Origin of the sequence: Roseicella aerolata, assembly GCF_020523605.1 — a bacterium.
Lineage (GTDB): Bacteria > Pseudomonadota > Alphaproteobacteria > Acetobacterales > Acetobacteraceae > Paracraurococcus > Paracraurococcus aerolatus.
In genome coordinates this window covers 38619-61090 of record NZ_JAJAQI010000037.1, presented here as the reverse complement: position 1 = coordinate 61090, position 22472 = coordinate 38619, and the positions used below count along the sequence as shown (strand labels likewise).

Annotated in this window: 24 protein-coding genes and 1 tRNA gene; 10 read left to right on the top strand and 15 right to left on the bottom strand. The window is 72.3% G+C overall.

Features of this window, described 5'->3' with window-relative positions:
- The coding region (locus LHA35_RS20755) for a hypothetical protein (protein ID WP_408902378.1) at window positions 1–189 on the top strand (189 nt) is incomplete at its 5' end.
- 48 nt (window positions 190–237) lie between these two features.
- Here LHA35_RS20755 and LHA35_RS20750 read toward each other — a convergent pair.
- The gene (locus LHA35_RS20750; protein ID WP_226611757.1) at window positions 238–1218 is read right to left on the bottom strand and encodes a Bug family tripartite tricarboxylate transporter substrate binding protein; all 981 of its coding nucleotides are present in this window, start codon (window positions 1216–1218) and stop codon (window positions 238–240) included.
- Between the two features lie 148 nt (window positions 1219–1366).
- Here LHA35_RS20750 and LHA35_RS20745 point away from each other — a divergent pair, with 148 nt between their 5' ends.
- The 6 genes from LHA35_RS20745 (at window position 1367) to LHA35_RS20720 (ending at window position 5643) form a co-directional block, all read left to right on the top strand.
- Window positions 1367–1975 (top strand): glutathione S-transferase family protein, encoded by a 609-nt coding sequence (locus LHA35_RS20745; RefSeq protein ID WP_226611756.1) that lies wholly within the window; start codon window positions 1367–1369, stop codon window positions 1973–1975.
- A gap of 2 nt (window positions 1976–1977) precedes the next feature.
- A complete protein-coding gene (locus tag LHA35_RS20740; protein WP_226611755.1) occupies window positions 1978–2259 on the top strand; it encodes a cupin domain-containing protein in 282 nt (93 codons plus the stop codon).
- A gap of 2 nt (window positions 2260–2261) precedes the next feature.
- Window positions 2262–2900, top strand: a complete 639-nt coding sequence (locus tag LHA35_RS20735) for a class II aldolase/adducin family protein (RefSeq protein ID WP_226611754.1) — start codon at window positions 2262–2264, stop codon at window positions 2898–2900.
- Between the two features lie 81 nt (window positions 2901–2981).
- A complete protein-coding gene (locus LHA35_RS20730) occupies window positions 2982–4688 on the top strand; it encodes a tetratricopeptide repeat protein (protein ID WP_226611753.1) in 1707 nt (568 codons plus the stop codon).
- Window positions 4688–5542 carry a 4-(cytidine 5'-diphospho)-2-C-methyl-D-erythritol kinase gene (locus LHA35_RS20725; RefSeq protein WP_226611752.1) on the top strand — a complete coding sequence of 285 codons (855 nt, stop codon included), beginning with the start codon at window positions 4688–4690 and terminating at the stop codon, window positions 5540–5542. The genes LHA35_RS20730 and LHA35_RS20725 overlap by 1 nt, the downstream gene beginning before the upstream one ends.
- A gap of 26 nt (window positions 5543–5568) precedes the next feature.
- A tRNA-Gln gene (locus tag LHA35_RS20720) sits at window positions 5569–5643 on the top strand.
- Between the two features lie 7 nt (window positions 5644–5650).
- Here the strand turns inward: LHA35_RS20720 and LHA35_RS20715 are convergent.
- Window positions 5651–5872 (bottom strand): hypothetical protein, encoded by a 222-nt coding sequence (locus LHA35_RS20715; protein ID WP_226611751.1) that lies wholly within the window; start codon window positions 5870–5872, stop codon window positions 5651–5653.
- A 373-nt stretch (window positions 5873–6245) separates the two neighbouring features.
- On the opposite strand from LHA35_RS20715, the gene LHA35_RS20710 reads away from it, so the two are divergent.
- Together LHA35_RS20710 and LHA35_RS20705 are read left to right on the top strand one after the other, a co-directional pair.
- Complete coding sequence (locus tag LHA35_RS20710) at window positions 6246–7832, top strand: hypothetical protein (RefSeq protein WP_226611750.1); 1587 nt, start codon at window positions 6246–6248, stop codon at window positions 7830–7832.
- 62 nt (window positions 7833–7894) lie between these two features.
- Window positions 7895–8206: a putative quinol monooxygenase gene (locus tag LHA35_RS20705; protein WP_226611749.1), complete on the top strand. Its 312-nt coding sequence runs from the start codon at window positions 7895–7897 to the stop codon at window positions 8204–8206.
- A 36-nt stretch (window positions 8207–8242) separates the two neighbouring features.
- On the opposite strand, the gene LHA35_RS20700 is transcribed toward LHA35_RS20705, so the two are convergent.
- A complete protein-coding gene (locus tag LHA35_RS20700) occupies window positions 8243–9142 on the bottom strand; it encodes an alpha/beta hydrolase (protein ID WP_226611748.1) in 900 nt (299 codons plus the stop codon).
- 139 nt (window positions 9143–9281) lie between these two features.
- Between LHA35_RS20700 and LHA35_RS20695 the strand changes: the two genes are divergently transcribed.
- Window positions 9282–10850 (top strand): GMC family oxidoreductase, encoded by a 1569-nt coding sequence (locus LHA35_RS20695; protein ID WP_226611747.1) that lies wholly within the window; start codon window positions 9282–9284, stop codon window positions 10848–10850.
- Between the two features lie 16 nt (window positions 10851–10866).
- Here the strand turns inward: LHA35_RS20695 and LHA35_RS20690 are convergent, their stop codons facing one another.
- Genes LHA35_RS20690 through LHA35_RS20635 form a run of 12 tightly spaced genes read right to left on the bottom strand, consistent with a single transcriptional unit; the run spans window position 10867 to window position 22230 of the window.
- Complete coding sequence (locus LHA35_RS20690) at window positions 10867–11724, bottom strand: class I SAM-dependent methyltransferase (RefSeq protein WP_226611746.1); 858 nt, start codon at window positions 11722–11724, stop codon at window positions 10867–10869.
- Window positions 11721–12842 (bottom strand): phosphopentomutase, encoded by a 1122-nt coding sequence (locus LHA35_RS20685; RefSeq protein ID WP_226611745.1) that lies wholly within the window; start codon window positions 12840–12842, stop codon window positions 11721–11723. Before LHA35_RS20685 ends, LHA35_RS20690 begins: the two co-directional genes overlap by 4 nt.
- Window positions 12827–13882, bottom strand: coding sequence for a GNAT family N-acetyltransferase (locus tag LHA35_RS20680; RefSeq protein ID WP_226611744.1), 1056 nt, complete (start codon window positions 13880–13882; stop codon window positions 12827–12829). Before LHA35_RS20680 ends, LHA35_RS20685 begins: the two co-directional genes overlap by 16 nt.
- Window positions 13872–14924, bottom strand: coding sequence for a glycosyltransferase (locus LHA35_RS20675; protein WP_226611742.1), 1053 nt, complete (start codon window positions 14922–14924; stop codon window positions 13872–13874). The genes LHA35_RS20680 and LHA35_RS20675 overlap by 11 nt, the downstream gene beginning before the upstream one ends.
- Window positions 14921–15721 (bottom strand): PIG-L deacetylase family protein, encoded by an 801-nt coding sequence (locus LHA35_RS20670; protein WP_226611740.1) that lies wholly within the window; start codon window positions 15719–15721, stop codon window positions 14921–14923. Before LHA35_RS20670 ends, LHA35_RS20675 begins: the two co-directional genes overlap by 4 nt.
- A gap of 4 nt (window positions 15722–15725) precedes the next feature.
- Window positions 15726–16589, bottom strand: coding sequence for a nucleotidyltransferase family protein (locus LHA35_RS20665; protein WP_226611738.1), 864 nt, complete (start codon window positions 16587–16589; stop codon window positions 15726–15728).
- A 2-nt stretch (window positions 16590–16591) separates the two neighbouring features.
- Window positions 16592–17677 (bottom strand): CgeB family protein, encoded by a 1086-nt coding sequence (locus LHA35_RS20660; protein WP_226611737.1) that lies wholly within the window; start codon window positions 17675–17677, stop codon window positions 16592–16594.
- Window positions 17677–18840, bottom strand: a complete 1164-nt coding sequence (locus LHA35_RS20655; protein WP_226611735.1) for a DNA topoisomerase IB — start codon at window positions 18838–18840, stop codon at window positions 17677–17679. The genes LHA35_RS20660 and LHA35_RS20655 overlap by 1 nt, the downstream gene beginning before the upstream one ends.
- Before the next feature lie 27 nt (window positions 18841–18867).
- Window positions 18868–19782, bottom strand: coding sequence for a glycoside hydrolase 5 family protein (locus LHA35_RS20650; protein WP_226611733.1), 915 nt, complete (start codon window positions 19780–19782; stop codon window positions 18868–18870).
- The gene (locus tag LHA35_RS20645) at window positions 19779–20555 is read right to left on the bottom strand and encodes a TIGR04290 family methyltransferase (RefSeq protein ID WP_226611731.1); all 777 of its coding nucleotides are present in this window, start codon (window positions 20553–20555) and stop codon (window positions 19779–19781) included. The genes LHA35_RS20650 and LHA35_RS20645 overlap by 4 nt, the downstream gene beginning before the upstream one ends.
- Entirely contained in the window at window positions 20552–21151 is a 600-nt protein-coding gene (locus LHA35_RS20640) for a histidine phosphatase family protein (RefSeq protein WP_226611729.1), read from the bottom strand. Before LHA35_RS20640 ends, LHA35_RS20645 begins: the two co-directional genes overlap by 4 nt.
- 5 nt (window positions 21152–21156) lie before the next feature.
- Window positions 21157–22230 (bottom strand): inositol-3-phosphate synthase, encoded by a 1074-nt coding sequence (locus LHA35_RS20635; RefSeq protein ID WP_226611727.1) that lies wholly within the window; start codon window positions 22228–22230, stop codon window positions 21157–21159.
- Window positions 22231–22472: the final 242 nt, after the last annotated feature.

The window sequence follows — 22472 nt, the reverse complement described above, 5'->3', positions numbered from 1 at the left end:
AGCTACGAAGGCATCGCCTACCAGGCCTTCAGCTCCGCCGAGGCCGGGCAGATGTCGCTCTTCCGCTTCTACAACCCGACCACCGGGGCGCATTTCTACACCACCTCGGTGGCGGAGCGGGACAGCGTCATGGCCAACCTGCCCATGTTCAACTACGAAGGCATCGCCTTCTACGTCGACCCGCTCTGATCCCAACAGCCCGGATGCGATCACGCATCCGGGCCTTCCGGCGCCGGGTCACTCCACCGTGGCGCCCGAGATCCGCACCAGCTCCGCGGTCCGGGCGATCTCGACCTGCTGGAAGCTGGCGAACTCCTCTGGCGTGCTGCCGACGGCGTCATAGCCCAGTTCCGCCATCCGCTCCCGCATCGCCGGCACGCGCATCGCCGCCTGGATCTCCTGCGACAGCCGCGCCACCACAGCCGGCGGCGTGCCGGCCGGGGCGAAGACGCCGAGCCAGCTGCGGAAGACATAGCCCGGCACCTGCTCGCTGATCGTCGGCACCTCCGGCAGGTAGGGGGAGCGCTCGGCGCGGCTGATCCCGAGCGCCCGGACCTGCCCGGCGCGCACCTGCTGGATGCTCTCGACCATCGGCGCAAAGACCAGATCGACCCGGCCGGAGACGAGGTCCGCCATGGCCGGCGCGCCGCCCCGGTAATGCACCTGGGTGAAGCGCACACCGGCCTGGTGCTCGAACAGCGCCGCGGCGAAGTGCTGCGAACTGCCGGAGCCGCCGGTGCCGGCATTCAGCCCGCCGGGTCGCGCCTTCGCCAGCGCCACCAGCTCCGTGACGCTCTGCGCCGGCAGGGCGGGATGCACGACCAGCAGGTTGTGGCTCAGCGCCACTAGCGAGACCGGCGCGAAATCCTTCGCCACATGGAAGGGCAGGGTGCGGAACAGCGCCTGGTTCACCGCATGGGTGCCCATGGAGCCCATGACCAGCGTGTAGCCATCCGGCGCGCTGCGCGCCGCCACCTCGGAGGCGACATTGCCGCCGGCGCCGGTGCGGTTCTCCACCAGCACGGACTGGCCGAGGGCCGGGGTGATGGCCTGCGCCACGATCCGGGCCGTGGTATCGGTGCTGCCGCCGGCGGCGAAGCCGACCAGCATGCGGACCGGCCGGTCCGGCGCCCAGCCCTGGGCATGCGCGGCGATGGGCAACAGGGACAGTCCGGCCCAGGGAGCGAAGAGTCCCGGCAACAGGGTGCGGCGATGCATCGGCGTTTCCTCCAGGCGGGGTCTTGCCGCCCCGCCGCGGCAGCTTAGCCCGCATGGCGCCGGGCGGGAGCGTTTTCACCCCTTGCCGCCGGCCCCCGCCGCCGGGATGGTTCCACCGACGAGCGGTTCGCGGGAGGGGCGCGGGGTTATGCTGACCATCTACGGCGTGGCGAGGAGCCGCGCCTTCCGCTGCCTCTGGGCGGCGGAGGAAGCCGGGATCGCCTATGCGCATGTGCCGGTCATGTTCGGGCCGGAGGCACAGGCGCCGGAATTCCTCGCCCTGAACCCGAACGGCACGGTGCCGGCCATGCGGGACGGTGAACTGGTGCTGTTCGAATCCCTCGCCATCAACCTGCATATCGCGGCCAAGGCCGGACCACCGCTGCTGCCCATCGGCGCCGATCACAGCCGTGTCCTGCAATGGACGCTCTGGGCCGCGACCGAGATCGAGCCGCAGGTCATGCAATGGGCGCGCAACAGCTTCATGCTGCCGGAGGCACAACGCGACGCGGCCCTGGCCGCCGCCGGCCGTGCCGCCGCCGACCTGCGCCTCGCCGTGCTGGAGGGGCACCTGGCCGGCCGGCCCTTCCTGCTGGGGGAGGGCTTCACGATAGCTGACTGCAATCTCGCCGGTGTGCTCTATGGCTCCTGGTTCCGTGGCTACGATCTCTCCGCCCTGCCGCGCGTCGCGGCCTGGATGGAGCGTTGCATGACCCGGCCCGCCGCCCTGACGGCGCGCCGGCTGCGGGAGGAATGAGCATGACCGACACGGCCGCTTTCGAAGCCGCGCTGCGCGCCGAGGGCTTCCAGGAGGTGGTCCGGCGGGAGGTGCCGCCGGGCCAGGCCCTGGAGGAGCACGACCATGGCTGGGATGTCCGCGGCCTCGTCCTGCGCGGGCGCTTCGTCGTGACCGCCGGCGGGCAGGTGCAGGATCGTGGCCCGGGCGAGGTCTTCACCCTGGCCGCCGGCTGCCGCCATGCCGAGGCCGCGGGCGAGGCCGGGGCCGAGCTGCTGGTCGGCCGCCGCCATCGGGCGGGCTGAGCATGCCGGCCGAGGCGGAGGCCCTGATCGAGGCCGCGCGGGCGCTCGATGCGCTCGGCTTCATGCCCTCCAAATCCGGCAACCTCTCCGTCCGGACGGCGCGCGGCTGCCTGATCACCCCGGCCGGCCTGCCCTATGCGGACACCAGGCCGGCCGACCTGGTCGAGATCGGCCTCGATGGCGCCGTGCTGGCGGGGCATCGGCGCCCTTCTTCCGAATGGCGGCTGCACACGGCGGTCTATGCCGCGCGGCCGGAGGCCGGGGCGGTGGTGCACACCCACAGCCCCTTGGCCACCGCGCTGTCCTGCGCCCGGCAGGGCATCCCGCCCTTCCACTACATGATCGCGCTCGGTGGCGGGGCCGATATCCGCTGCGCCGGCTACGCCACCTTTGGCACCGCGGCCCTGGCCGAGGCCTGCGTGGCGGCGCTCGAGGGCCGCAGGGCCGCCTTGCTCGCCAATCACGGCGTGGTGGCGCTGGGGGCGACCCTGGCCGGGGCAAGGGCACTGGCGCTGGAGGTGGAGAACCTCGCCCGGCAATACCTGGCGCTGCGGGCCGCCGGCCTCGTCCCGGTGCTGCTGGACGAGGCCGAACTGGCCGCGGTCCTCGCGCAATTCGGCGATTACGGGCGGGTGGCGTGAGGCCGTTCCGGCCGCTTCCCCGGCATGGCGGCCCGCCCTGACCGTGGCGCCGGCCGGGTCAGGCTGCTAGCCTCCGCCCCCATGCAGTTTCCGGGACCCTCGCAGCGGCTTGCCCTCCTCGCCGCCGCGCTTCTTTCCGCCTGCGCCGCCAGCGGGGCGCCCGGGGATCGTGGGCCGCGCAGCGCCAACGGCACCCCCATCACCGGCGCCTTTGGCGCCTATCTGGCCGGCCGCTTCGCCAGCGCCGAGACCGATACGGAAGTCGCGGCCGATCAGTTGCTGACGGCGCTGAAGGCGGACCCGGACCAGCCGGAGCTGCTCAACCGCGCCTTCCTCGCCGCCCTGCTGGACGGGCGGGGGGAGGCGCAGCGCCTCGCCCGCCGCCTGCCGGACAACCCGGCCGCCAATCTGCTGCTGGCCGGCGCCGACATGCAGGCCGGCCGCTGGGACCGGGCGGAGCAGCGCGTGCGCGCCATGGCCCGCACCGGCCCGGTCCAGGTGCTCCAGCCGACCCTGCTCGCCTGGGTCCAGTTCGGCCGCGGCCAGCCGGACCAGGCGCTGGCGACGCTCCGCCCGCTGGCGGAGGCGAACCGGCTGCGCGCCCTGAACGCCCTGCATGCCGCCCTGATCGCCGACATCGCCGGCCGGCCGCGGGAGGCGGAGCGCTTCGCCCGCATGGCGCTGGCCGACCAGCCGCAGCCCCCCTGGCGCCTCGCGGTGCTCTCGGCCAGCGTGCTGAACCGCGCCGGCAAGCCGGCCGAGGCGCAGCGCCTGCTGCAGCAGATGGCCGGGAGCGGCGAGGACGCCGCCCTGGCGGCAACCGAGGCCCATCGCCGGACCCTGCTGGCGGCGCGCGGCGTCGCCTCCCCCGCGGATGGCTGGGCGGAGGCCTATACGGCCCTGGCCGGCGCGCTGCGCGGCCAGGGCTCCTCCGATTTCGCGCTCATCCTGGCCCAGCTCGCGCTGCGGTTGCGGCCCGGCTTCGGGCCGGCGCTGGTGCTGGTCTCTGACATCCTCGTCGACCAGTCGCATGAGGAGCAGGCGCTCGCCGCGCTCGGCCGCGTCCCGGCGGATGATCCGCTGGCGCCGGTCATCGGCCTCCGCCGCGCCGCGCTGCTCGACAAGCTGGACCGGATGGAGGAGGCGACGGCACTGCTGCGCCGGCTGGCCGAGACCTACCCCACCATGCCGCAGCCCTCCGCGCGGCTGGGCGACCTGCTGCGCCGGCGCAGCCGCTTCGCCGAGGCGGCGGTGGCCTATGACGAGGCCCTGGCGCGCATCGGCCAGCCCGGCCAGGGCGAATGGCCGCTGCTCTATGCCCGCGGCATCGCGCGGGAGCGCTCGGGCGACTGGCCGCGGGCGGAGGCGGACCTGCTGCGCGCGCTCGAGCTCTCGCCGGAACAGCCCTATGTGCTGAACTATCTCGGCTATACCTGGGCGGAGCAGGGCAAGAACCTCGATCGCGCCAAGGCCATGCTGCTGCGCGCGACCGAGCTCCGCCCGCAGGACGGCAATATCGCGGACAGCCTGGGCTGGGTGCTGTTCCGCCTGGGCGACCTGCCGGGCGCGGTGACCTGGCTGGAGAAGGCGGTCGAGCTGGAGCCGCGCAACAGCGTCATCAACGACCATCTCGGCGATGCCTACTGGGCGACGGGCCGGCAGCGGGAGGCACGCTTCCAGTGGCAGCGCGCCGCGACGCTGGAGCCGGAGCCGGACGAACTGGTCAAGATCGAGGCCAAGCTGAAGGATGGCCTGCCCGGCTACCCCGCCAGCACGGCGCAGCGCTGATGCTCACCGAGTCCGCGCCGGCCAAGGTCAACCTGTACCTGCATGTCACCGGCCGGCGGGCGGATGGCTACCACCTGCTGGACAGCCTGGCGGTCTTCGGGCCGGCGGCGGATGCGCTGGCCCTGGCGCCGGCGGAAGACCTGTCGCTCGCGCTGGAGGGGCCTTTCGGCGAATCGCTGGCGGCGGAGCCGGACAATCTGGTGCTGCGGGCGGCGCGGGCCCTGGCCACCGCCGCCGGGGTGCCGGCACGGGCGGCGATCACGCTGACCAAGCGGCTGCCGGTTGCCTCGGGCATCGGCGGCGGCTCGGCGGATGCCGCGGCGGCGCTGCGCGGGCTGGACCGGCTCTGGGGCCTCGGCCTGCCCGAATCGCGGCTGGCCGTGATCGCGGCGCCGCTCGGGGCGGATATCCCGGTCTGCATTGCCTCCCGCCCCGCCCGCATGCAAGGGGTGGGGGAGGTGCTCTCGGCCGCCCCGGCGCTGCCGCCCTGCGGGCTGCTGCTGGTGAATCCCGGGGTCGCGCTGGCGACTCCGGCGGTGTTCAGGGCGCGGACGGGCGGCTTCACCCCGCCGGCCGAACTGCCCGCCTTCTGGCCGGACGCCGCCGCCATGGCGCGGGGGCTGGCGGAAACCCGGAATGACCTGGAGCCGCCGGCGATCGCCCTTTGCCCGGTGATCGCCGAGGTGCTGGCGGCGCTGCGCGCCCTGCCGGGCTGCCTGCTGGCGCGGATGAGCGGCTCCGGCGCCACCTGTTTCGCGCTCTTTCCTGATGCCGCCATGGCCCGGGCGGGGGCGGGGATGCTGCCCGGAGCGTGGTGGTGTGAGGCAGGGGGGCTTTACGACAGGGCCCCCTGACCCTTATTGAGCGCCCGCGCCGCGGATGGGGCGTCGCCAAGCGGTAAGGCAGCGGTTTTTGGTACCGCCATTCCCAGGTTCGAATCCTGGCGCCCCAGCCACCCCGCCTCAGGCCGGCTTGCCGAGGCGTCTCCGGCCGACCTCCCAGGCCTCCTGCGCGCTGCGATAGGTCTCCTGCGATTTCTGCGCGACGGTCTGGTTCGACTCATCGACAATCATCCAGAACCATTGCCGGGGCGGAAGCGGCTGGCGCAGGACCTTCACCTCGTAGCTGCGAGGGGCATTGGCCGGGATGGCAGGGCCATTCTTGCCGGTTACACTTGTTGACATGCGGGCAACAGCTTGCGGTTAGAGGGACTCAGGCCGCCCGGCGAGCGGCCCATCCTGATGCCCCGTATCTCGCGAAAACGCGAGGGGGTGAATGCGTTCACGCGCACTCCTCGGTCACCTCCTCAGCCTCCTGTAACCCATCCGCGTGGCGGGTGGATGCGCAGCACCGGGCAGGATGCCGATGCCTCCGCTCCATCCCGAATCACGGCGGCGGCCGGTCCATCCGGCCAGCGTCCGACCTTGCCGCGTGGTAATCCGTATCGTGCCCATGCGCCACCATGCCCGAGCGCAACAGGCCGTGCAGTCGAGGGAGGTTGCACGCGACACGCGCGCATCCGACCTTGGCAGGAAGACCAGGAGATTCGACGGAGGAATGGAAGGACTCGGGACATTGCCGGACGGGAAGGGGCCCCGCATCGAGGCGCTGGCCCTGGCGCGTGCGGCGCAGAGCCCGGATCTGGTCATCGGCCTGGTCGGCGCGGTCGGCGCCGGCACCTCCTCCGTCGGCCGTGTGTTGCGGCGCCTGCTGGCTCGCGCGGGCTGCGCCGCCACCGCCATCCGGGCCAGCACCGTGCTGGAGCGCGCGGCGCCGCGCGCCTGGAGCGCCGCGGCGGCCGAGCCGCCGATCCGCCGCTTCCGCGCCCTGCAGGAGATCGGCAGCCGGCTGCGGCAGGAGAATGACCATGCCTTCGTCGCCGCGGGCATGATCGCGGTGATCCATGCGGCCCGCGCCGCGGGCGGGCCGCTGATCGCCGTCTGCGACGCGCTGCGCCACCCGGCCGAGGTGCAGCTGCTGCGCTCGGTCTATGGCGAATCCTTCTGGCTGCTCGGCGTGGTCTGTGACGAGCGCACGCGGCATGCCCGGCTGATGCGGAAATACGGCTTTCCGCCGGAGGATCCGGACGCCGCCCGCGCGGTGCAGGAATTCATGGGGCGCGACGAGGATGGGGGGCTGGAGCACGGCCAGAAGGTCGCCGATACCTTCCGCTACGCCGATTTCTACTGCGACAGCTCCGCCCCCCTGCCGGATACCGATGTCCCGGACGCGGTGCTGGATACCTGGCCGGTGACGGCGGATCTCTCGCGCTTCCTCTCCCTGCTGCGCGCCGACCGCCCCATGCTGCGCCCGACCGAGGCGGAACAGGCCATGTACCACGCCTATGCCGCGCGGCTCGGCAGCGCCTGCCTCTCCCGCCAGGTCGGCGCGGTGCTGCTGGGGCAGGACGGGCAATTGCTCTCCACCGGCTGCAACGAGGTGCCGCGCGCCGGCGGCGGCCTCTATGGCGAGGGGATGGACGACCCGGCGGAGGTCGAGCGCGGCCGCTGCCACGCCCTCGGCGGCTTCTGCCGCAACACCGATGAGCGCAACCGGCTGGTGGACCATGTGCTGGACCTGCTGGAGGAGCAGGGGGTCGCGCTCGGCGATGCCTCGGCCCGTACCGCCCTGGCGCGGCGGCTGCGGCGTTCGCGCCTCGGGCACCTGGTCGAGTTCAGCCGCTCGGTCCATGCGGAGATGGATGCGCTGATCTCGGCGGCGCGGCGCGGCGTCTCGACCATCGGCGGGCGGCTCTTCGTCACCACCTTCCCCTGCCATAATTGCGCGCGGCACATCGTGGCGGCCGGTGTCGATGAGGTGCAGTTCATCGAGCCCTATCTGAAGAGCAAGGCGCTGGCGTTGCATGAGGACAGCATCACCCTGCCGCGCGAGGGCTGGGTGCCGCCGAGCGCCGCGCGGCGGCTGGGCCAGCCCGGCCCGCACCGGGTGTGTTTCCGCCCCTATGTCGGCGCCGCGCCGCGGCTGTTCCGCCGCGCCTTCCTGAAGGACGGGGAAGTGAAGGACGGCATGACCGGCCGCCTGCTGGAGGCGCCGCAGGACGCCTTCGAGAACCGCCGCCCGCTGATGGAGGGCTATCGCGCGCTGGAGGCGCGGATCGCCGCGCGCTTCGCCGGCAGCGGCTGATTGGCAGGACGCGGCATGCGGCCTAGGCTCGGCCCCTCCACAAGAACGGGGAACGTCCAGCCATGATCCATGTGCTTGCCATCATCACCGCCAAGCCCGGAAAGCGGGAGGAGATCCTCGGCCATTTCCGCGCCAACATGCCGGCGGTGCATGCCGAGGAGGGCTGCATCGAATACGGCCCGGCGATCGACGCCGAGGGCATGGGCAAGTTCCAGACACCCTTCGGCCCGGACACCTTCGTGGTGATCGAGAAGTGGGAGAGCGCGGAGCATCTGAAGGCGCATGCCGCCGCTCCGCACATGGCGGCCTATGCGGCCAGGACCAAGGACCTGATCGAGAGCCGCGTCATCCACGTGCTCTCGCCCGCGGCGTGACGCGGCAGGGCGCGGCGGTCTGCCGCGCCCCCTCGCTCAGTCCGCGAGATGCTCGCGGGTGAAGGCCCCGGCCTTGGCGATGGCCCGCCGCCCGGCCGCGAGTTGCGGGTGGAAGAGATGCCAGACATGGATCATGTCCGGCCAGATCTCCAGCGTCACCGCCACCTCCGCGGCGCCCGCCTTGCCGGCGAAGGCCACGCCCTCATCCAGCAGCGTCTCGGCCGAGCCCACCTGAATCAGCAGCGGCGGCAGGCCGTGCAGATCGGCATGCAGCGGCGAGACGAGCGGCGTCCGGGCGCCCGCGGCGCCGCGGTACAGCGCCGCGATCTCCAGCAGATAGACCTTCTGCACCATCGGGTCGGTGGCGGCCTTGCTTTTCATGCTGGCCGAGGCGCTCTCGAGATCGACCCAGGGGCTGACCAGCCAGGCGCAGCCCGGCATCGGCAGGCCCTGGTCGCGGATCGCCAGCAGCGTCGCCGCCGTCAGCCCGCCGCCGGCGCTGTCCCCGCCGATTGCGATGCGGCCCGGCGCGAAACCGCTCTCCAGCAGGTGGCGATAGCCGGCGAGCGCATCCTCCAGCGCGGCCGGGAAGGGATACTCCGGCGCCAAGCGGTAGTCGAGGGCGAGGGTGCGCAGACCCGCCTGCCGCCCGGCCTCTGCCACCATCGGCCGGTGGCTGGCGAGCGAGCCGGCGCAATAGCCGCCGCCATGCAGGTAGAGCAGCACGCGGGACGCATCGGCGCCCGGCGCCTCGGTCCATTCGGCGGGCACGCCCTGCACGCTGGTTGGTTCCACACGGATATCGCCGGGCAGCGGATAGCTGCCGCCCAGCGCATCCAGCCGCCTGCGGCGCTCGGCAAGCTCCGCCGGCCTGGGGCGGGATGCCAGCAGGTCGCGGATGGCCTGGATCTCGGGGTCGATCGGGCGCGTCGTCATGCGGTTCCTCCCATGCCGCGCTGCAGCGCGGTCGCGCGCATCCTCCATCGCCGTCCTGCGGACAGGCAAGCCTGGCACGCCATGTGCTGGCAACCACCACCGGCTACTATGACGTTCTGGTGGAAAGAGACTCGCCTGCATGTACGATGTGATCGTGGTCGGCGCCGGCTCGGCCGGTGCGCCGCTGGCCGTGCGCCTCTCGGAGGACGCGCATCGCCGTGTCCTGCTGCTGGAGGCCGGGCGGGACTGGCGCGCGGCGGAGGCGCCGCATGCCCTGCGAAGCGCCAATATCGTGCCCTTCATGCACGATCCGGCGCACCAGGCGGACTGGCAATGGCCCGGGCTGATGACCCGACGCACCGCGGCGCAGGAGCCGAAATTCTACTGGCGCGGCAAGGCGCTCGGCGGTTCCTCGACGGTGAACGCGCAGATCGCCATCCGCGGCGTCCCCGCCGCCTTCGATGCCTGGGCGGAGGCAGGCTGCGAGGGATGGTCCGCCGCCGATGTCCTGCCGCTCTTCGACCTGATCGAGGATGATGCCGATACCGGCCTCGCGCCCGGCATCCGCAGGGGTGGCCCGCTGCCCGTCCACCGCGCGCCCTTCGAGGCCTGGGGCGCGGTGGACCTGGCGCTGCGCGACGCGGCGCTGGCCGCCGGCTATCCCTGGAAGGCCGACCTGAACGCGCCGGAGGGCGAGGGCCTCTCCTGCAACCCGATCAACAGCCGGGACGGCAAGCGCGTGACCACCAATGACGGCTATCTGGAGCCGGCGCGCGGCCGCCCGAATCTCGAGATCCGTGGCGGCGCGCTGGTGGACCGCGTGCTGTTCGAGGGGCGCCGCGCCCGTGGCGTGCGGGTGCGGTTCGAGGGGGCGGAGGGCTTCGAGGCGATCGCGGCGCGGGAGGTGGTGCTCTGCGCCGGCGCCATCCACAGCCCGACCATCCTCATGCGCTCCGGCATCGGGCCGGCCGCGGCGCTGGCGGCGCTCGGCATCCCGGTGCTGCAGGACCTGCCCTCGGTTGGGCAGCATTTCATGGACCACCCGATCCTGCGCGCGACCCTGGCCCTGCGGCCGGATCACGCGGCGCAGCACCCGGATGCGCGCCACACCAATTGCTGCCTGACCTATTCCAGCCGGCTCGGCGGCGGTGGTGAGCGCGACATGATCATGATCGCCTACAACCACCGCGGCCTGGCGGGCGACCGGCCGGCGCCGGTGGGGGCGATCGGGGTCGCGCTCTACGACGCCTTCTCGCGCGGGGAAGTGCGCCTCACCTCCGCCGACCCGCACGCGAACCCGGTGGTGGAGGAGAACATGCTGGCCGATCCGCGCGACCGGCTGCGCATGCGGGACGGGGTGCGACGGCTGGCGGCGCTCTGCGCCCGGCCGGAACTGGCAGGCATCGCCGAGGGCATCGGCTTCTCCGACACCGCCCTCACCATGGGCGATGCGGCCGGCCTGCCGGATGACGAGCTTGATGCGCTGATGCTGCAGGAATGCGGCGATATCCAGCACGCCGCCGGCACCTGCCGCATGACCGCCCATGAGGATCCGCGCGGCGTGGTGGATCCGGACCTCAAGGTGCGCGGGGTGGAAGGGCTGCGGGTGGCCGATGCCGCCATCATGCCCGCCGATTGCCGGGCCAACCTGCACTTCACCTGCGTGATGATCGGGGAGAATCTGGCGCGGCGGATGCGCCGGACCTGACCGAGGCCTGCCGCGTTCAGGCCGCGTCGCGCCGCAGCCAGAAGACGAGGCCGTCCCAGAGCAGGAATTCGGGCGTGCCGTTGCGCAGCAGGCGGCACCCTGCGGCCTCGGCGATGGCCGGCAGGTCGCCGCGGTCGTCCGCGGCGCCGCGATAGCTGAAATTGAGGATCAGCAGGTCGCCGCCCGGCCGCAGCACGCGGGCCCCTTCCGCGACCATGCGCGCGGCGAGGCCGAGCCCGCCCTGCACGAGATAGGGGAAGACATCGATGGCGAGCACGAGGTCGCAGGACCCGTCCGGGATGCCGCCGAGCTCGCTGCCGGAGCAGGTCCCGAACCGCAGATGGGGCAGCCCGGCGCAGCGCCGCCGGGCCTCGGCGACCATCCCGCCGGAGATGTCGAGGCCGATGATCGAGGCCGCCTCGCGCGCCAGGGCCGCTGCCAGCCGGCCGATCCCGCAGCCGAGATCGAGGATCCTGGGCTGCTGCGCCAGCAACTCCTGCGCGCGCAGCCAGGCCACCAGCTCCGCCGTCACGGCATCCAGCAAATCCGGGTCGCCCAGGCTGTAGGCGGCGACGCTCGCTTCCGGGCTGATCCGCACCAGCCGGTCGAACATCGCCCGGCTGCCGGCGATGGCGGCCTCTGGGCCGTCCTCCGGCGCATGCATGGCGCCGCCCTGCACTATGCGCTCCAGCAGGCGCAGCCCGTCCAGCCGCTCCCGCGCCAGCGCCAGCAGCGGCGCCAGCCGGTCATCCGCCACGGTCGCCCTGGCGAGTTCCGTGGTCACCGCCTCGGCCGGCTCACCCGTCAGCAGCAGGCGCATCAGCGCGACAGGGGCGGAGATGCGCCCCGCCAGGTATTCGTCGAGCGCGGTCATGGAAGGCAGGACCGGCCGGTGGGCCAGGGCAGGCCATGGAAGGCCGCGAGCGTCGCCGCGACATCGCCGAAGCCGTCACGCGTGCCGAGCGCGTCGCGCCTGCCGGCATGCCGCAGCAGCAGCGGCACTTCTTCCCGCGTGTGGTCGGTGCCGTGATGGGTCGGGTCGTTGCCGTGGTCGGCGGTGATGATCAGCAGATCCTCGGGACCGCATTGCGGCAGGAAACCCCCGAGCCAGACGTCGAATTCCGCCAGCGCCCGCGCATAGCCGGCGACATCGCGGCGATGACCGTATTCCGTATCGAAATCCACCAGATTGGCGAAGACGAGGCCCTGCCGCGTCGTCGGCCAGGCCTCGGCGATGGCGCGCATGCCCTGGGCATTGCTGCCGGTCGGGTGGTTTTCGGTCAGGCCGCGCCCGGCGAAGAGGTCGCCCACCTTGCCGATGCCGATGACGGGCAGGCCGGCTTCCGTCAGCGCATCCAGCACGGTGGGCGGCGGGCGCATGGCGAAATCATGCCGGCGGGGCGTGCGGCGGAAGTGGCCCGGCTCACCCAGGAAGGGGCGGGCGATCACCCGGCCGACCGCCCAAGGATCGGCATGGCGACGGGCGATCTCGCAGATGGCATAGAGCCGCCCGACCGGGATCACCGCCTCATGCGCCGCGATCTGCAGGACGGAATCGGCCGAGGTGTAGAGGATGGGGCAGCCGGTCCGCAGATGCTCCGGCCCCAGCCGCTCGATGATCTCGGTGCCGCTGGCGGGGAGGTTGCCGAGGAAGCGGATCCCCGCCTCCGCCTCGATCGGCTCCAGCAATCCGGGGGGGAAGCGGTCATAGACGGCGAAGGGCTGGTCCAGCACCGCCCCGGCAATCTCCCAATGCCCGGTGGTGCTGTCCTTGCCCGCGGCGCGGGGCCGCATGCGGCCCCAGCAGGCCTGCGGGTCCGGCCGGTCGCGTCCCATAATGCGGGCGAGGCCGAGCGCCTCGAGCGCCGGCAGCCGCAGCCCGGTTGCGGCCATGATGTGGCCGAGCGTATCCGCGCCGGCGTCGCCATAGCGCGCCGCATCCGGCGCCGCGCCGGCGCCGACACTGTCCAGCACGATCAGCAGGCTGCGCATGGCGGGGCCTCCCTCGGCGGAATCAGGCGGCGGCGGAAGGTCGGCTGGTCCGCCGCGCCCCAGAAATACTTGTAGCGTTCCCGGCCGCGCAGGAAATCCGCGACGGCGAACCCCTCCGCGATCGCCGCCTCCACGGCCCGTCCGACCAGCAGCATGCCGGGGCTGAGGCGCTCCAGCGCCGGGTCGAAGCCGCTGAGATAGAAGTAGAGGCGCCGCGGCCCGCGTCCCGGCGGATCGGCCAGCGCATAGAGCACCGCGACGACCGCGCCATCCAGGCGCAGCACATGGAAGCGCAGCAGGCCGGCGCGGTGCAGGGCGGGCAATGCCTCGCGGTGCGCCGCCTGCACGCCGGGGGAGGCGAGCACGCCGGCCTCGCCGCGCGTGGCCCAGCGCGCGCCATGCAGGCGGAGCAGCGCCTCGAAGGGTTCCTCGATGCCCTCCGCCTCCGTCTCCCAGCGCAGCGCGCCGGCTTCGGCCGCCCGGCGCCGCACGGTCCGCAGGTCGCGCAGCGTCTTGCCGGAGACGCGGCCGGCAAGGTCTTCGACCCGGTCCGGCAGGTCGAGGCCCGGGCAGGGATCGGCGGGCACCACCTCCTCCGCCCAGCCGGGCGGCGCGGGCAGGGCGAGCAGGGGCGAGCCGGGGCGGAGCTGCGGCCATTCCCAGGCATCGCAGCCGGCCCGCAGGGCGAGGTGCCGGCTGGCGGCATCCGGCACGGCTGCCTCCCAGCCCGGCCGCACCAGCGCATCCAGATAGTCCGTGGTGGCGATCCCGAGCGGGAAGAGCACCCGCTCGCCGCCCTCCGGCTGCCCGTAGCGATAGAGGGGAAACAGGCCGACCAGCGCGCCGCCCGCGCGCAGCGCCAGCGTGAACAGCGCGCCCTCGCCGACATGGCGCCACCAGGGGATGAGCCAGGCCGGGGACTGGAAGGGCGTGGCGCCCGGCATGGCGTTCCAGAGCGCCTCCCAGTCCGGCCGCAGCCCTTCGAGCGCCGCGGTACTCGTCACCTCCTCGATGGCGAGGGCGGCGGGGTCAGGCCGCATGGGAGCGGCTCCGGCGCGCAAGGTCCTCATAGAGCGCGACATAGCGCGCCAGCATGGCATCGGCGGAAAAGCGCCGCCGGGCCGTCCGGCGGATCGTCTCCGCGCAGAGCCGGTCCGCCTGGCCCATGGCCGTGGCCATCTCCGCCGCGTCCCGCACCAGGAAGCCGGTGACGCCATCCTCCACGATGTCGGCCAGCGCGCCGGAGGGGAAGGCAATCACGGGGGTGCCGCAGGCCATCGCCTCCATCGCCACCAGGGAACTCGTCTCCGGCGCCAGGCTGGCCGAAACCAGGCAGCGCGCCGCATTCAGCAGGCGGCGCTTGCGGGGAAGGCCGAGCGGGCCGAGGAAGCGGTGCGGTGGCCGCAGGCGGGGCAGCACGGCCTCGCGCCAGTAGCGCTCATGCGCCTCATAGGGGAAGACCTGCCCGCCCAGCAGCACCGGCAGTCCGGCCTGCGTGCCGGCCTCCAGCGCGGCGCGCTGGTTCTTCTCCGGGCAGATCCGGCCGAGCACCAGGGCGAAGCGGCGGCGGGAGAGCGGCAGGCGCAGCGCCTCGACCGGCACGCCATTCTCGATCGGCGGCAGCAGGGCGGGGCAGGGCGGGCAGGCGCGGTGCTGGCTGGGCGAGACGGGGTGCAGCCAGGTGTCCGGGCGTTGCAGGCGGAAGACCTCCGGCGGGTACCAGCCCGGCGGCAGGTGCAGCGTCACCAGCACCGGCAGGCCCGGCGGCGGCAAATAGCGGTGGAAATCGATCCCGTGCATATGGACGAGGTCGATGGGGACGCGCGCGATCGCCTCCTCGATGGCCCTGGCATGCCTGGCCTGGACGGCGGCCTGCACCTCCGGCGTGATCCTGCCGGTGGGCAGCGGCGTCTCCAGCAGCGGGCCGGTCGCCGAGGAACCGGCACCGGCCACGGTGATGGCGCGGTGCCCGAAGCGTGGCAGGCTGCGCTCGATCAGGCTCAGCGCCTGCTCCGCGCCGCCCACCGCATCCGGTCCCACGGGCGCGAAGGGGAAGGCGACCTGCAGGATGGTGAGCGTCATGGTGCGAGGCCCAGCGCGCCATGGGCTTCGGCCGCGAGGCGGCGGAAGCGCTCGCCGGACATGCCCCAGGGGAAGTTCTCATAGAACAGCCGCCCGGGATGCGGCGGGCGGGTAAAGTCGTAGCGCGGGGCCGGGCGCAGCCGCTCGACCCCCACGGGAAAGGCGGCGAGCACCTGCCGCTGCGTGGCGAAGCAGTCCAGCATGCGGCGCTTCAGCGCGGCCTGGCCGGGCGAGAGCGCGAGCGTGACGCCTGCCTCGCCCGTGCCGGGCAGGAAATCGCCGACAGCGATGCCCTGCGGCCCGGCATGGTAGCCCGCCATCTCGAACAGCGCGGCGGGCACCCGGCGCAGGGCGGCCTGCACGGCGAAGGCGGTGGCATCGTGGTCCGGATGCCCGCCCTCATAGGCCTGGGTCACCACGATCTCGGCGCCGGCCTCGGCGATGGCCGCCGCGATGCGGCGCGTGATCTCGGGCAGGTGCAGCGACGCTTCCTGGTCCGGCAGGCCGAGCGTCGAGGCGGCCCCGGCCCCGATCCCGGCCAGGGCCAGCGCCGCCGCCAGTTCCCGTCGCCGCGCCGCGGCATAGGCGGCGCAGTCGGGGAAGCCATGCGCGGCAACGTCCCGGCCGTCGCGCGGCGCGCCATCGGTCACGTGCAGGATGCGGGCCTGCGACAGGAAGGGCAGCTGCGCCCCCAGCCCGATCACCTCGTCATCCGGATGCGCGCAGACCACCAGCACGCGCCAGGGCGCCGCGCCCCTGCGGGAGGCGAGCCAGGCCGTGAAATCGCCGTGCGACATGCCCCTAGCCGCCGGCCGGCATCCCGGCCAGGTCGCCCTGGTCATTCGCCGCCACCGGCGCGAGATCCGGCCGTCGCGCCGCCGCGTCCAGCGCGGCGCGCTGCTGCAGGACGCGGAAGGGCACCACGGCCGAATCCCGCGGTCCCGGCCGGCTGGCCAGCAGCGCCACCGCCTCGCGGTAGCCGTTCAGCGTGCCGACATCCACATAGACCTCGCCGCCGCGCAGGCCGCGGGCCTGGCCGCCGCGCGCCAGCCAAGCATTCACCAGCGTGCCGATATACTCGTCGCCGCGCCCCGGCTCCCGCCACAGCGCGTGCAGATCGCGCAGCACGGCACCCGGCAGCTTGAAGGCGCCCCAGACCCAGCGGCTGTGCGCACCGGGGCGCTTCACCTCGATCGCCTCGACCCGGCCTTCGGCATCGGTGACGACGGCATCGAACAGCTCGGGCCGGTCGACGGGGAAGAGCAGGAAGGAGAATTCGTCATCCGGCAGCGGGGCCAGCGCGGCCTCGGGGAACCAGATGGTGTCGGGCAGGCCGACCACCACCGGCTCCTCCGGCGCGATCAGCGGCAGGGCGCAGAAGATGGCGTCGCACAGCCCGCTCGGTTCCTGCTGCACCACATAGGCGATGGAAGCACCGCCGATGCGAGAGCCGTAGTAGTTGATGATGTCGCTCTTGCCCGGGGCGATGACGAAGCAGATCTTGTCCACGCCGCCGGCGATCATGCGCTCGATCAGATGCTCGCTGACCGCGCGCGGGCGCTCCACGCCCGATTCCAGCCGGCTGCCGACCGGCAGCAGCTCCTTGGAGAAGGCGAGCGGCTGGATGCGGCTGCCGATGCCCGCGGCCGGGATGATGCCCCACATGCTCACTCTCCCATCCTCGCGGGTGCCATGGCGGAAGCGACCGCTTCTTCCAGCTGCGCGGCGCGGATATCGGCGGTGTGCTCCGCCAGCGTGCGCTCGCGTGCCGCGCGCGCAACCCGCGCCAGCTCGGCATCCGAGAGGCTGATGGCCGCGACCGCATCCTCGGTCGTCTGCGCGGCCAGGATCTCCCGGCCGGGCGCAAAGAAGGCATCGAGCCCCGCCCAGGTGTCGGTCAGGATCGGCGTGCCGCAGGCGGCCGCCTCGAACAACCGTCCGGAGGGGCACCAGCCCATCGCCGCCATGGCCCGCCGGGTGATGTTGAGGGTGAGGCGGGAGGAGGAGAAAAAGGCCGGGTGGTCCGGCGGCGGCATGTGCCGGACGAACCAGATATTCTCCGCCCAGGGAAATTCCGCGGGGTAGAGCGCGCCGCCGATGACGAAGCGCCGCTGCGGCAGGCGCCGCGCCGGCGCGACGAAGAGGCGCTCCAGCGCCGGCTGGCGATCCGCCGCATAGGTGCCGAGATAGGAAAGATCGGCGCGCAGCTGCTCCTGCGCCGGCACCGGGTGGTGCGCCTCCGGATCGACGCTGCCATAGAGCGGCGCGACCCGCCTGGCGCCGAGTTGCGATTGCAGCCGCGCCAGCGCCTCGCCGCCGGTATAGCTCAGCACCAGGTCGAAGCCGCCGAGCCCCTCGGGCGGCAGATAGTCCGGATGCTCGCCCGCCGCGAGGCGGTCGAGCGTCACCGGCGTGTCCAGGTCGTAGAAGGCGCGCAGCCCTGCCTTGGAGGCGAGCACGAGGGAGGAGGCGGCGACGCCATCCGGGCAGTAGGAGGTGACCATGGCGAGATCGGCGCCGGCCAGCGCCCGGGCGGCGCGCGGCCGCACCTCCTCCCAATCGGCATAGAGCACCGGCTCCACGCCCGGCATCGCCTGCAGGTCCCGCGTGCTGGCGTAATAGGGAACGTCGCGCTCGAAGAAGGTGACGTGATGGCCGCGGCGGACCAGGGCGCGGCAGAGCGCGCGCCAGAGCGTCGCATGGCCGTTGCCCCAGGAGGAGGTGATGGTCAGGCCGAAGACGACGATCCGCATCAGGCGGGCGCCTCGGCCTGCTGGAGGGCCTTCGGTGCCGCGCGGACGATCCGCTTCGCGCGCCGCGCGGGCGCCTCCGCCCTCTTCTCGTCCCGCGCCAGCCGGCCGATCAGCAAGCCGAGCACCGCGGCTTCCTCCGGCTTCAGCCCGGCGGCCTCGTCATGCAGTTCGGCCTCGGCCTCCTCCTTCACCTGCAGCGCCAGGCCGCCATCCATGTAGAGGTCGAGGACGCCGGGGTGGACGTAGCATTTCCGGCAGATGGTCGGCGTGTTGCCCAGCCGGCCCGCCACCTCCTCGATCGCCCGCTTGACGTTGCGCTTGGCGGCCGCCTGGGTATCGAAGCGCTCGAACTCATGCAGCGCGAGCGCCGCCAGCACCGTGCCGGCCCAGGTGCGGAAATCCTTGGCCGTTACCTCGGCCCCGGCGATCTCGCGCAGGTAGTCGTTGACGTCGCCGGAATCGATGCCGTGCCGCGCGCCCTCCGCATCGACATACTGGAACAGCTCCTGCCCCGGCAGGTCCTGGCATTCCCGCAGGATGCGGGCAATGCGGCGGTCGGCGACCTGCAACTGCCAGGACTTGCCGCTCTTGCCCTTGAAGGAGAAGCGGAGCTGCGCGCCGGCGACCTCGACATGCCGGTTGCGCAGCGTGGTCAGGCCGTAGCTGCCGTTCTGCTTGGCATAGTCGTCATTGCCGACGCGGATGAGGGTGGTCTCCAGCAGCCGGACGACGGTGGCCAGCACCTTCTCCCGCGGCAGGCCGGGCAGGCGCAGATGCGCCTCCACCTGTTCGCGGATTCGCGGCAGGACGCGGGCAAACTCGACCATGTGCCCGAATTTCGCGGCATCCCGCGTCTCCCGCCAGCGCGGGTGGTAGCGATACTGCTTGCGGCCCTTCTCGTCCCGCCCCGTGGCCTGGATATGGCCGTTCTCCTGCGGGCAGATCCAGACCTGGGTCCAGGCCGGCGGGATCGCCAGCGCCTTGATGCGGCGCAGCGTCGCCGGGTCCTTCACCGGCCCGCCCTGCGGCAGGCGGTAGCTGAAGCCCTTGCCGACGCGCCGCCGCGCAATGCCCGGCCCCTCATCCGAGACATAGCGCAGCGCTGCCGCGCGGGCCGCCTGGCGCGCTTCCTGGATGCTGGCGGGGAGGGTTTCGGCGGCCATGGCGCTGCTCGGTCCAGAGTTGGACTCTCAACCCGGACCCGCAGGGACGGTTCCGGGTCGCGCATAACGCCGGATCATCTGCGCGCAGAACTCGGCGAATTCCTCCTTCACCTGCGGCGGGCTGCTATGATGCGGGGCGATGCCGCGATGCTCCGGCGTGAAGCAGAAGGTCACGGTGACGTCGAACTCGGCCAGCGCCTCCATCTGCCGGTCGAACCAGGCCAGGGCGTTCGGCCGGAAGCTGTCGGCCCAGGAGAGGCCGGTGCGGAGGTAACGTACGCCGAGGCGGCGCATCCAGGCGACGGCGTCGTCCAGCCGGTGGTCCTCGAAATGGAACCACTGGCAGAGCCCGAGCGCCGGCGCATGCCGGGCGAAGCGTTCGAGCGCAGGCTTGGGCGCACCATCCTCCCGCAATAGCCCCATGTAGAAATGGCGGTAGTAGGAGGAGCCTTCCGCTTCCCGGTGCCGCGTCGTCGCCTCCCAGGCGCGCGGCAGGTCATAGAGGCTGTACCAGTGGATCCGCGGCGCCCGTCCGACCAGCAATTCGGCGGTGCGGTCGACGCCCCAGGCTTGCACTTCCTCCGCCCCGAAGGAGGAGACGCCGACCTCCGAGACCCAGACCGGCAGGCTGGTCACGGCGCGGATCTCCTCGATCTTCGCCGGCCATTCCTGGATCTGCCAGAGATTCCAGTCGAGGGGAAAGCCGTGCACCGCGACCGCGTCCACATGATCGAGCACGCCCCGGGCCGCAAGGTTCCGGATGAAGCCCGGATCGATCGGGGAGATGCCGCCGAGGACGCGCGGCAGCGTCGGGTGCTCGGCGCGGATCGCCTGCCCGGCGCAGATGGCCATATCCGCGAAGAGCCGCCAGTCGGGGTCGATTTCCGGATCCCAGTGCGACTTGTTGTTCGGCTCGTTCCAGATCATCGCGGCTTCGATCATGCGACCCTTCCCCCTTTGAAGCCCTGGGCCGGATAGGCCGCGCCAGCGCCGTAGGGCGCCTCGACGCGGCGGCAGAGATAGACCTCCTCCTCCGGATTCGCCTCGATCAGGAAGCCCGCGCTGCGCAGCATGGCCTCGACGCAGGCGCGGTTCGGCACCCACCAGTTGGTTGCATCATTCGCGTAGCGGTGCTCGACGAAATGCAGCTTCGGCCAGCCGGGATCGTCGAAGGGCGCCATGTCCCAGAAGTCGAAATCCTCGCGCTGCGGCAGCACCTCCGGCGCGCCGCGCAGCATGGACTGGAACACCAGCATGTCGCTGGCGACATGCTCATGGATCAGGTCGAGCGCGAGCAGCGGATGGCGCAGATGGTAGAGCACCCCCATGAAGAGGACGAGGTCGAAGCGCTCCCCGATCGCGCCCACGTCATAGACCGAAAGGGCGCGGAACTCGATCTCCTGGCCCGTCACCTCGGCCGCGAAGCGTGCCTGCGCCAGGTAGTGCTCATTGGCATCGATGCCGAGGACGCGGGCGGCGCCGCGGCGCTTCATCTCGATAGCGTAGAAGCCGCCATTGCAGCCGATATCGAGGACGCTGAGGCCGCTGAGATCCTGCGGGATGGTATGGGCGAATTCCCGCCACTTCACCGCGGGGTAGTCACCGAGGAAATGATTCGGCGCCGTCCGCACCCCGCCCAGATCGATGTTGTGGAACCACTCGCCGAGCGAAGCCGCGCGGCGGCGCACCTCCTCCGCATCCATCGCCTGCATCATCCCGCCACCTTCTCATTCATCCAGAGCACCTTCCCGCCGCCATCCCAGAGCCGCAGCGCGCTGACGGAGGCCGGGTCGATGTCGAAGGCCTGGTGCGCATCCAGGGTGAGGCCGAGGCACCACATCAGCATCGCCTTGATGACATCGGCATGGCTGACCGCGACGACCACACCCCCGGGGTGCCGCGCGCGCAGGTGCTGCAGCCCGGCCACCGCGCGCAGCTGCGCCTGCCGCATGGATTCGCCCCCCGGAGGGCAACTCTCGGCCCGCCGCGCATTCCAGCCCGCCCAGGCCGGGTCATCGGCAAGGCGTTCGAAGGCGGCGCCGGTCCAGGCGCCGAAATCGATCTCGTCCAGCGCGTCATCGGGACGCGGGTCGAGTCCGCAGGCCTGCCCGATGGCGGCGGCGGTCTCCAGGCAGCGGTCCTGCGGGCTGGCATGGAGCGCGACCGGTGCCTCCCGGCGCAGGCGGGGGCCGAGTTGCGCCGCGGATCGCCGGCCGCCCTCGTCCAGCCGGACGCCGGGCATGCGGCCGCACAGGACCCGGCCCACCAGCGGATGGGCGGCGTGCCGCACCAGCAGCACCGTCATCGCCATCCCGCTCAGTCCCCGCCGGCGATGAAGCGCAGCGTCCGGGCCCGGGCCTCGGCATCGGTGAATTGCTCCGGCGGCGACTTCATGAAGTAGCTGGACGGCGCGGGCAGCACGCCGCCGATGCCGCGGTCCAGCGCCAGCTTGGCGCAGCGGACGGCATCCACCACCACCCCGGCGGAGTTGGGCGAGTCCCAGACTTCCAGCTTCAGCTCCAGGTTCAGCGGTACGCCGCCGAAGCCGGTCCCCTCCATCCGGATATGCGCGAATTTGCGGTCGCCGAGCCAGGGCACGAAATCGCTCGGGCCGACATGGATGTCCCCTGGCGTCGGCGGCGCGTCCATTTGGCTGATGACGGCCTGGGTCTTCGAGATCTTCTTCGATTGCAGCCGCTCGCGTTCCAGCATGTTCAGGAAATCGGCATTGCCCCCGAAGTTGAGCTGGTAGGTCCGGTCCAGCGTCACGCCCCGCTCGCGGAACAGGTTGGTCAGGACGCGATGGACGATGGTGGCGCCGACCTGGCTCTTGATGTCGTCGCCGATCAGCGGCAGGCGCCGCGCGGCGAAGCGTGACTGCCAGCTGCGGTCGGACGCGATGAAGACCGGGATGCAATTGACAAAGGCACATCCCGCCGCCAGCGCCTGCTCGGCATACCATTCGGTGGCGTGCTGGGACCCGACCGGCAGGTAGGAGACCAGGACATCGGTGCGGCTTTGCCGCAACAGCCCGGCGACATCGGCTTCCGGCGCATCCGCCTCCTGGATCTCCTCGCGCAGGTAGCGCCCAATGCCGTCCAGCGTCCGCCCGCGCGCCACGGTGATGCCGGTCGGCGCGACCTCGGCGAAGCGGTGGGTGTTGTTCGGCGTGGCGAGGATGGCCTCTGCCAGGTCGCGGCCGACCTTCTCGGCGTTGATATCGAAAGCGGCGGAGACTTCGATGTCGCCGATGCCATAGCCGCCGATCTCGGCGCTCATCAGGCCCGGCACCGGACCGCGCGCGTCGCGATAATAGCTCAGCCCCTGCACAAAGGAGGAGGCGCAGTTGCCGATCCCGACGAGACCGACCCGCAAGCGTCTGGAACCCAAGGCCTGTCTCCCTTGCATACGGCCCGTCGCTGCCGAGTGTCGGACATCCGCGGCAGAGATGCAGGCGGAACGCGGTGCGGTGCCATAGGCACCGCCGGCACGAACTGACCAGCCGACAAATACAGGTGAGCACCGGTTCCGCATCGGCGGGCTTTGCGTTCGCACTCAACCGGGAGCCTTTGTTGCTCGGTGGCCGCAATGCCGGTGCATTGTGCATCGGTCCCCGGCGCGGCGGGAACCTG

What these genes read in the sequence shown, in the direction of transcription:
- LHA35_RS20715 (WP_226611751.1), bottom strand. Translation starts at nt 5,872, where the DNA reads ATGTCAACAAGTGTAACCGGCAAGAATGGCCCTGCCATCCCGGCCAAT.
- LHA35_RS20705 (WP_226611749.1), top strand. Translation starts at nt 7,895, where the DNA reads ATGATCCATGTGCTTGCCATCATCACCGCCAAGCCCGGAAAGCGGGAG.
- LHA35_RS20645 (WP_226611731.1), bottom strand. Translation starts at nt 20,555, where the DNA reads ATGATGCAGGCGATGGATGCGGAGGAGGTGCGCCGCCGCGCGGCTTCG.
- LHA35_RS20725 (WP_226611752.1), top strand. Translation starts at nt 4,688, where the DNA reads ATGCTCACCGAGTCCGCGCCGGCCAAGGTCAACCTGTACCTGCATGTC.
- LHA35_RS20745 (WP_226611756.1), top strand. Translation starts at nt 1,367, where the DNA reads ATGCTGACCATCTACGGCGTGGCGAGGAGCCGCGCCTTCCGCTGCCTC.
- LHA35_RS20650 (WP_226611733.1), bottom strand. Translation starts at nt 19,782, where the DNA reads ATGATCGAAGCCGCGATGATCTGGAACGAGCCGAACAACAAGTCGCAC.
- LHA35_RS20670 (WP_226611740.1), bottom strand. Translation starts at nt 15,721, where the DNA reads ATGTCGCACGGCGATTTCACGGCCTGGCTCGCCTCCCGCAGGGGCGCG.
- LHA35_RS20695 (WP_226611747.1), top strand. Translation starts at nt 9,282, where the DNA reads ATGTACGATGTGATCGTGGTCGGCGCCGGCTCGGCCGGTGCGCCGCTG.
- LHA35_RS20685 (WP_226611745.1), bottom strand. Translation starts at nt 12,842, where the DNA reads ATGCGCAGCCTGCTGATCGTGCTGGACAGTGTCGGCGCCGGCGCGGCG.
- LHA35_RS20660 (WP_226611737.1), bottom strand. Translation starts at nt 17,677, where the DNA reads ATGCGGATCGTCGTCTTCGGCCTGACCATCACCTCCTCCTGGGGCAAC.
- LHA35_RS20700 (WP_226611748.1), bottom strand. Translation starts at nt 9,142, where the DNA reads ATGACGACGCGCCCGATCGACCCCGAGATCCAGGCCATCCGCGACCTG.
- LHA35_RS20750 (WP_226611757.1), bottom strand. Translation starts at nt 1,218, where the DNA reads ATGCATCGCCGCACCCTGTTGCCGGGACTCTTCGCTCCCTGGGCCGGA.
- LHA35_RS20740 (WP_226611755.1), top strand. Translation starts at nt 1,978, where the DNA reads ATGACCGACACGGCCGCTTTCGAAGCCGCGCTGCGCGCCGAGGGCTTC.
- LHA35_RS20640 (WP_226611729.1), bottom strand. Translation starts at nt 21,151, where the DNA reads ATGGCGATGACGGTGCTGCTGGTGCGGCACGCCGCCCATCCGCTGGTG.
- LHA35_RS20655 (WP_226611735.1), bottom strand. Translation starts at nt 18,840, where the DNA reads ATGGCCGCCGAAACCCTCCCCGCCAGCATCCAGGAAGCGCGCCAGGCG.
- LHA35_RS20735 (WP_226611754.1), top strand. Translation starts at nt 2,262, where the DNA reads ATGCCGGCCGAGGCGGAGGCCCTGATCGAGGCCGCGCGGGCGCTCGAT.
- LHA35_RS20690 (WP_226611746.1), bottom strand. Translation starts at nt 11,724, where the DNA reads ATGACCGCGCTCGACGAATACCTGGCGGGGCGCATCTCCGCCCCTGTC.
- LHA35_RS20675 (WP_226611742.1), bottom strand. Translation starts at nt 14,924, where the DNA reads ATGACGCTCACCATCCTGCAGGTCGCCTTCCCCTTCGCGCCCGTGGGA.
- LHA35_RS20680 (WP_226611744.1), bottom strand. Translation starts at nt 13,882, where the DNA reads ATGCGGCCTGACCCCGCCGCCCTCGCCATCGAGGAGGTGACGAGTACC.
- LHA35_RS20710 (WP_226611750.1), top strand. Translation starts at nt 6,246, where the DNA reads ATGGAAGGACTCGGGACATTGCCGGACGGGAAGGGGCCCCGCATCGAG.
- LHA35_RS20730 (WP_226611753.1), top strand. Translation starts at nt 2,982, where the DNA reads ATGCAGTTTCCGGGACCCTCGCAGCGGCTTGCCCTCCTCGCCGCCGCG.
- LHA35_RS20665 (WP_226611738.1), bottom strand. Translation starts at nt 16,589, where the DNA reads ATGTGGGGCATCATCCCGGCCGCGGGCATCGGCAGCCGCATCCAGCCG.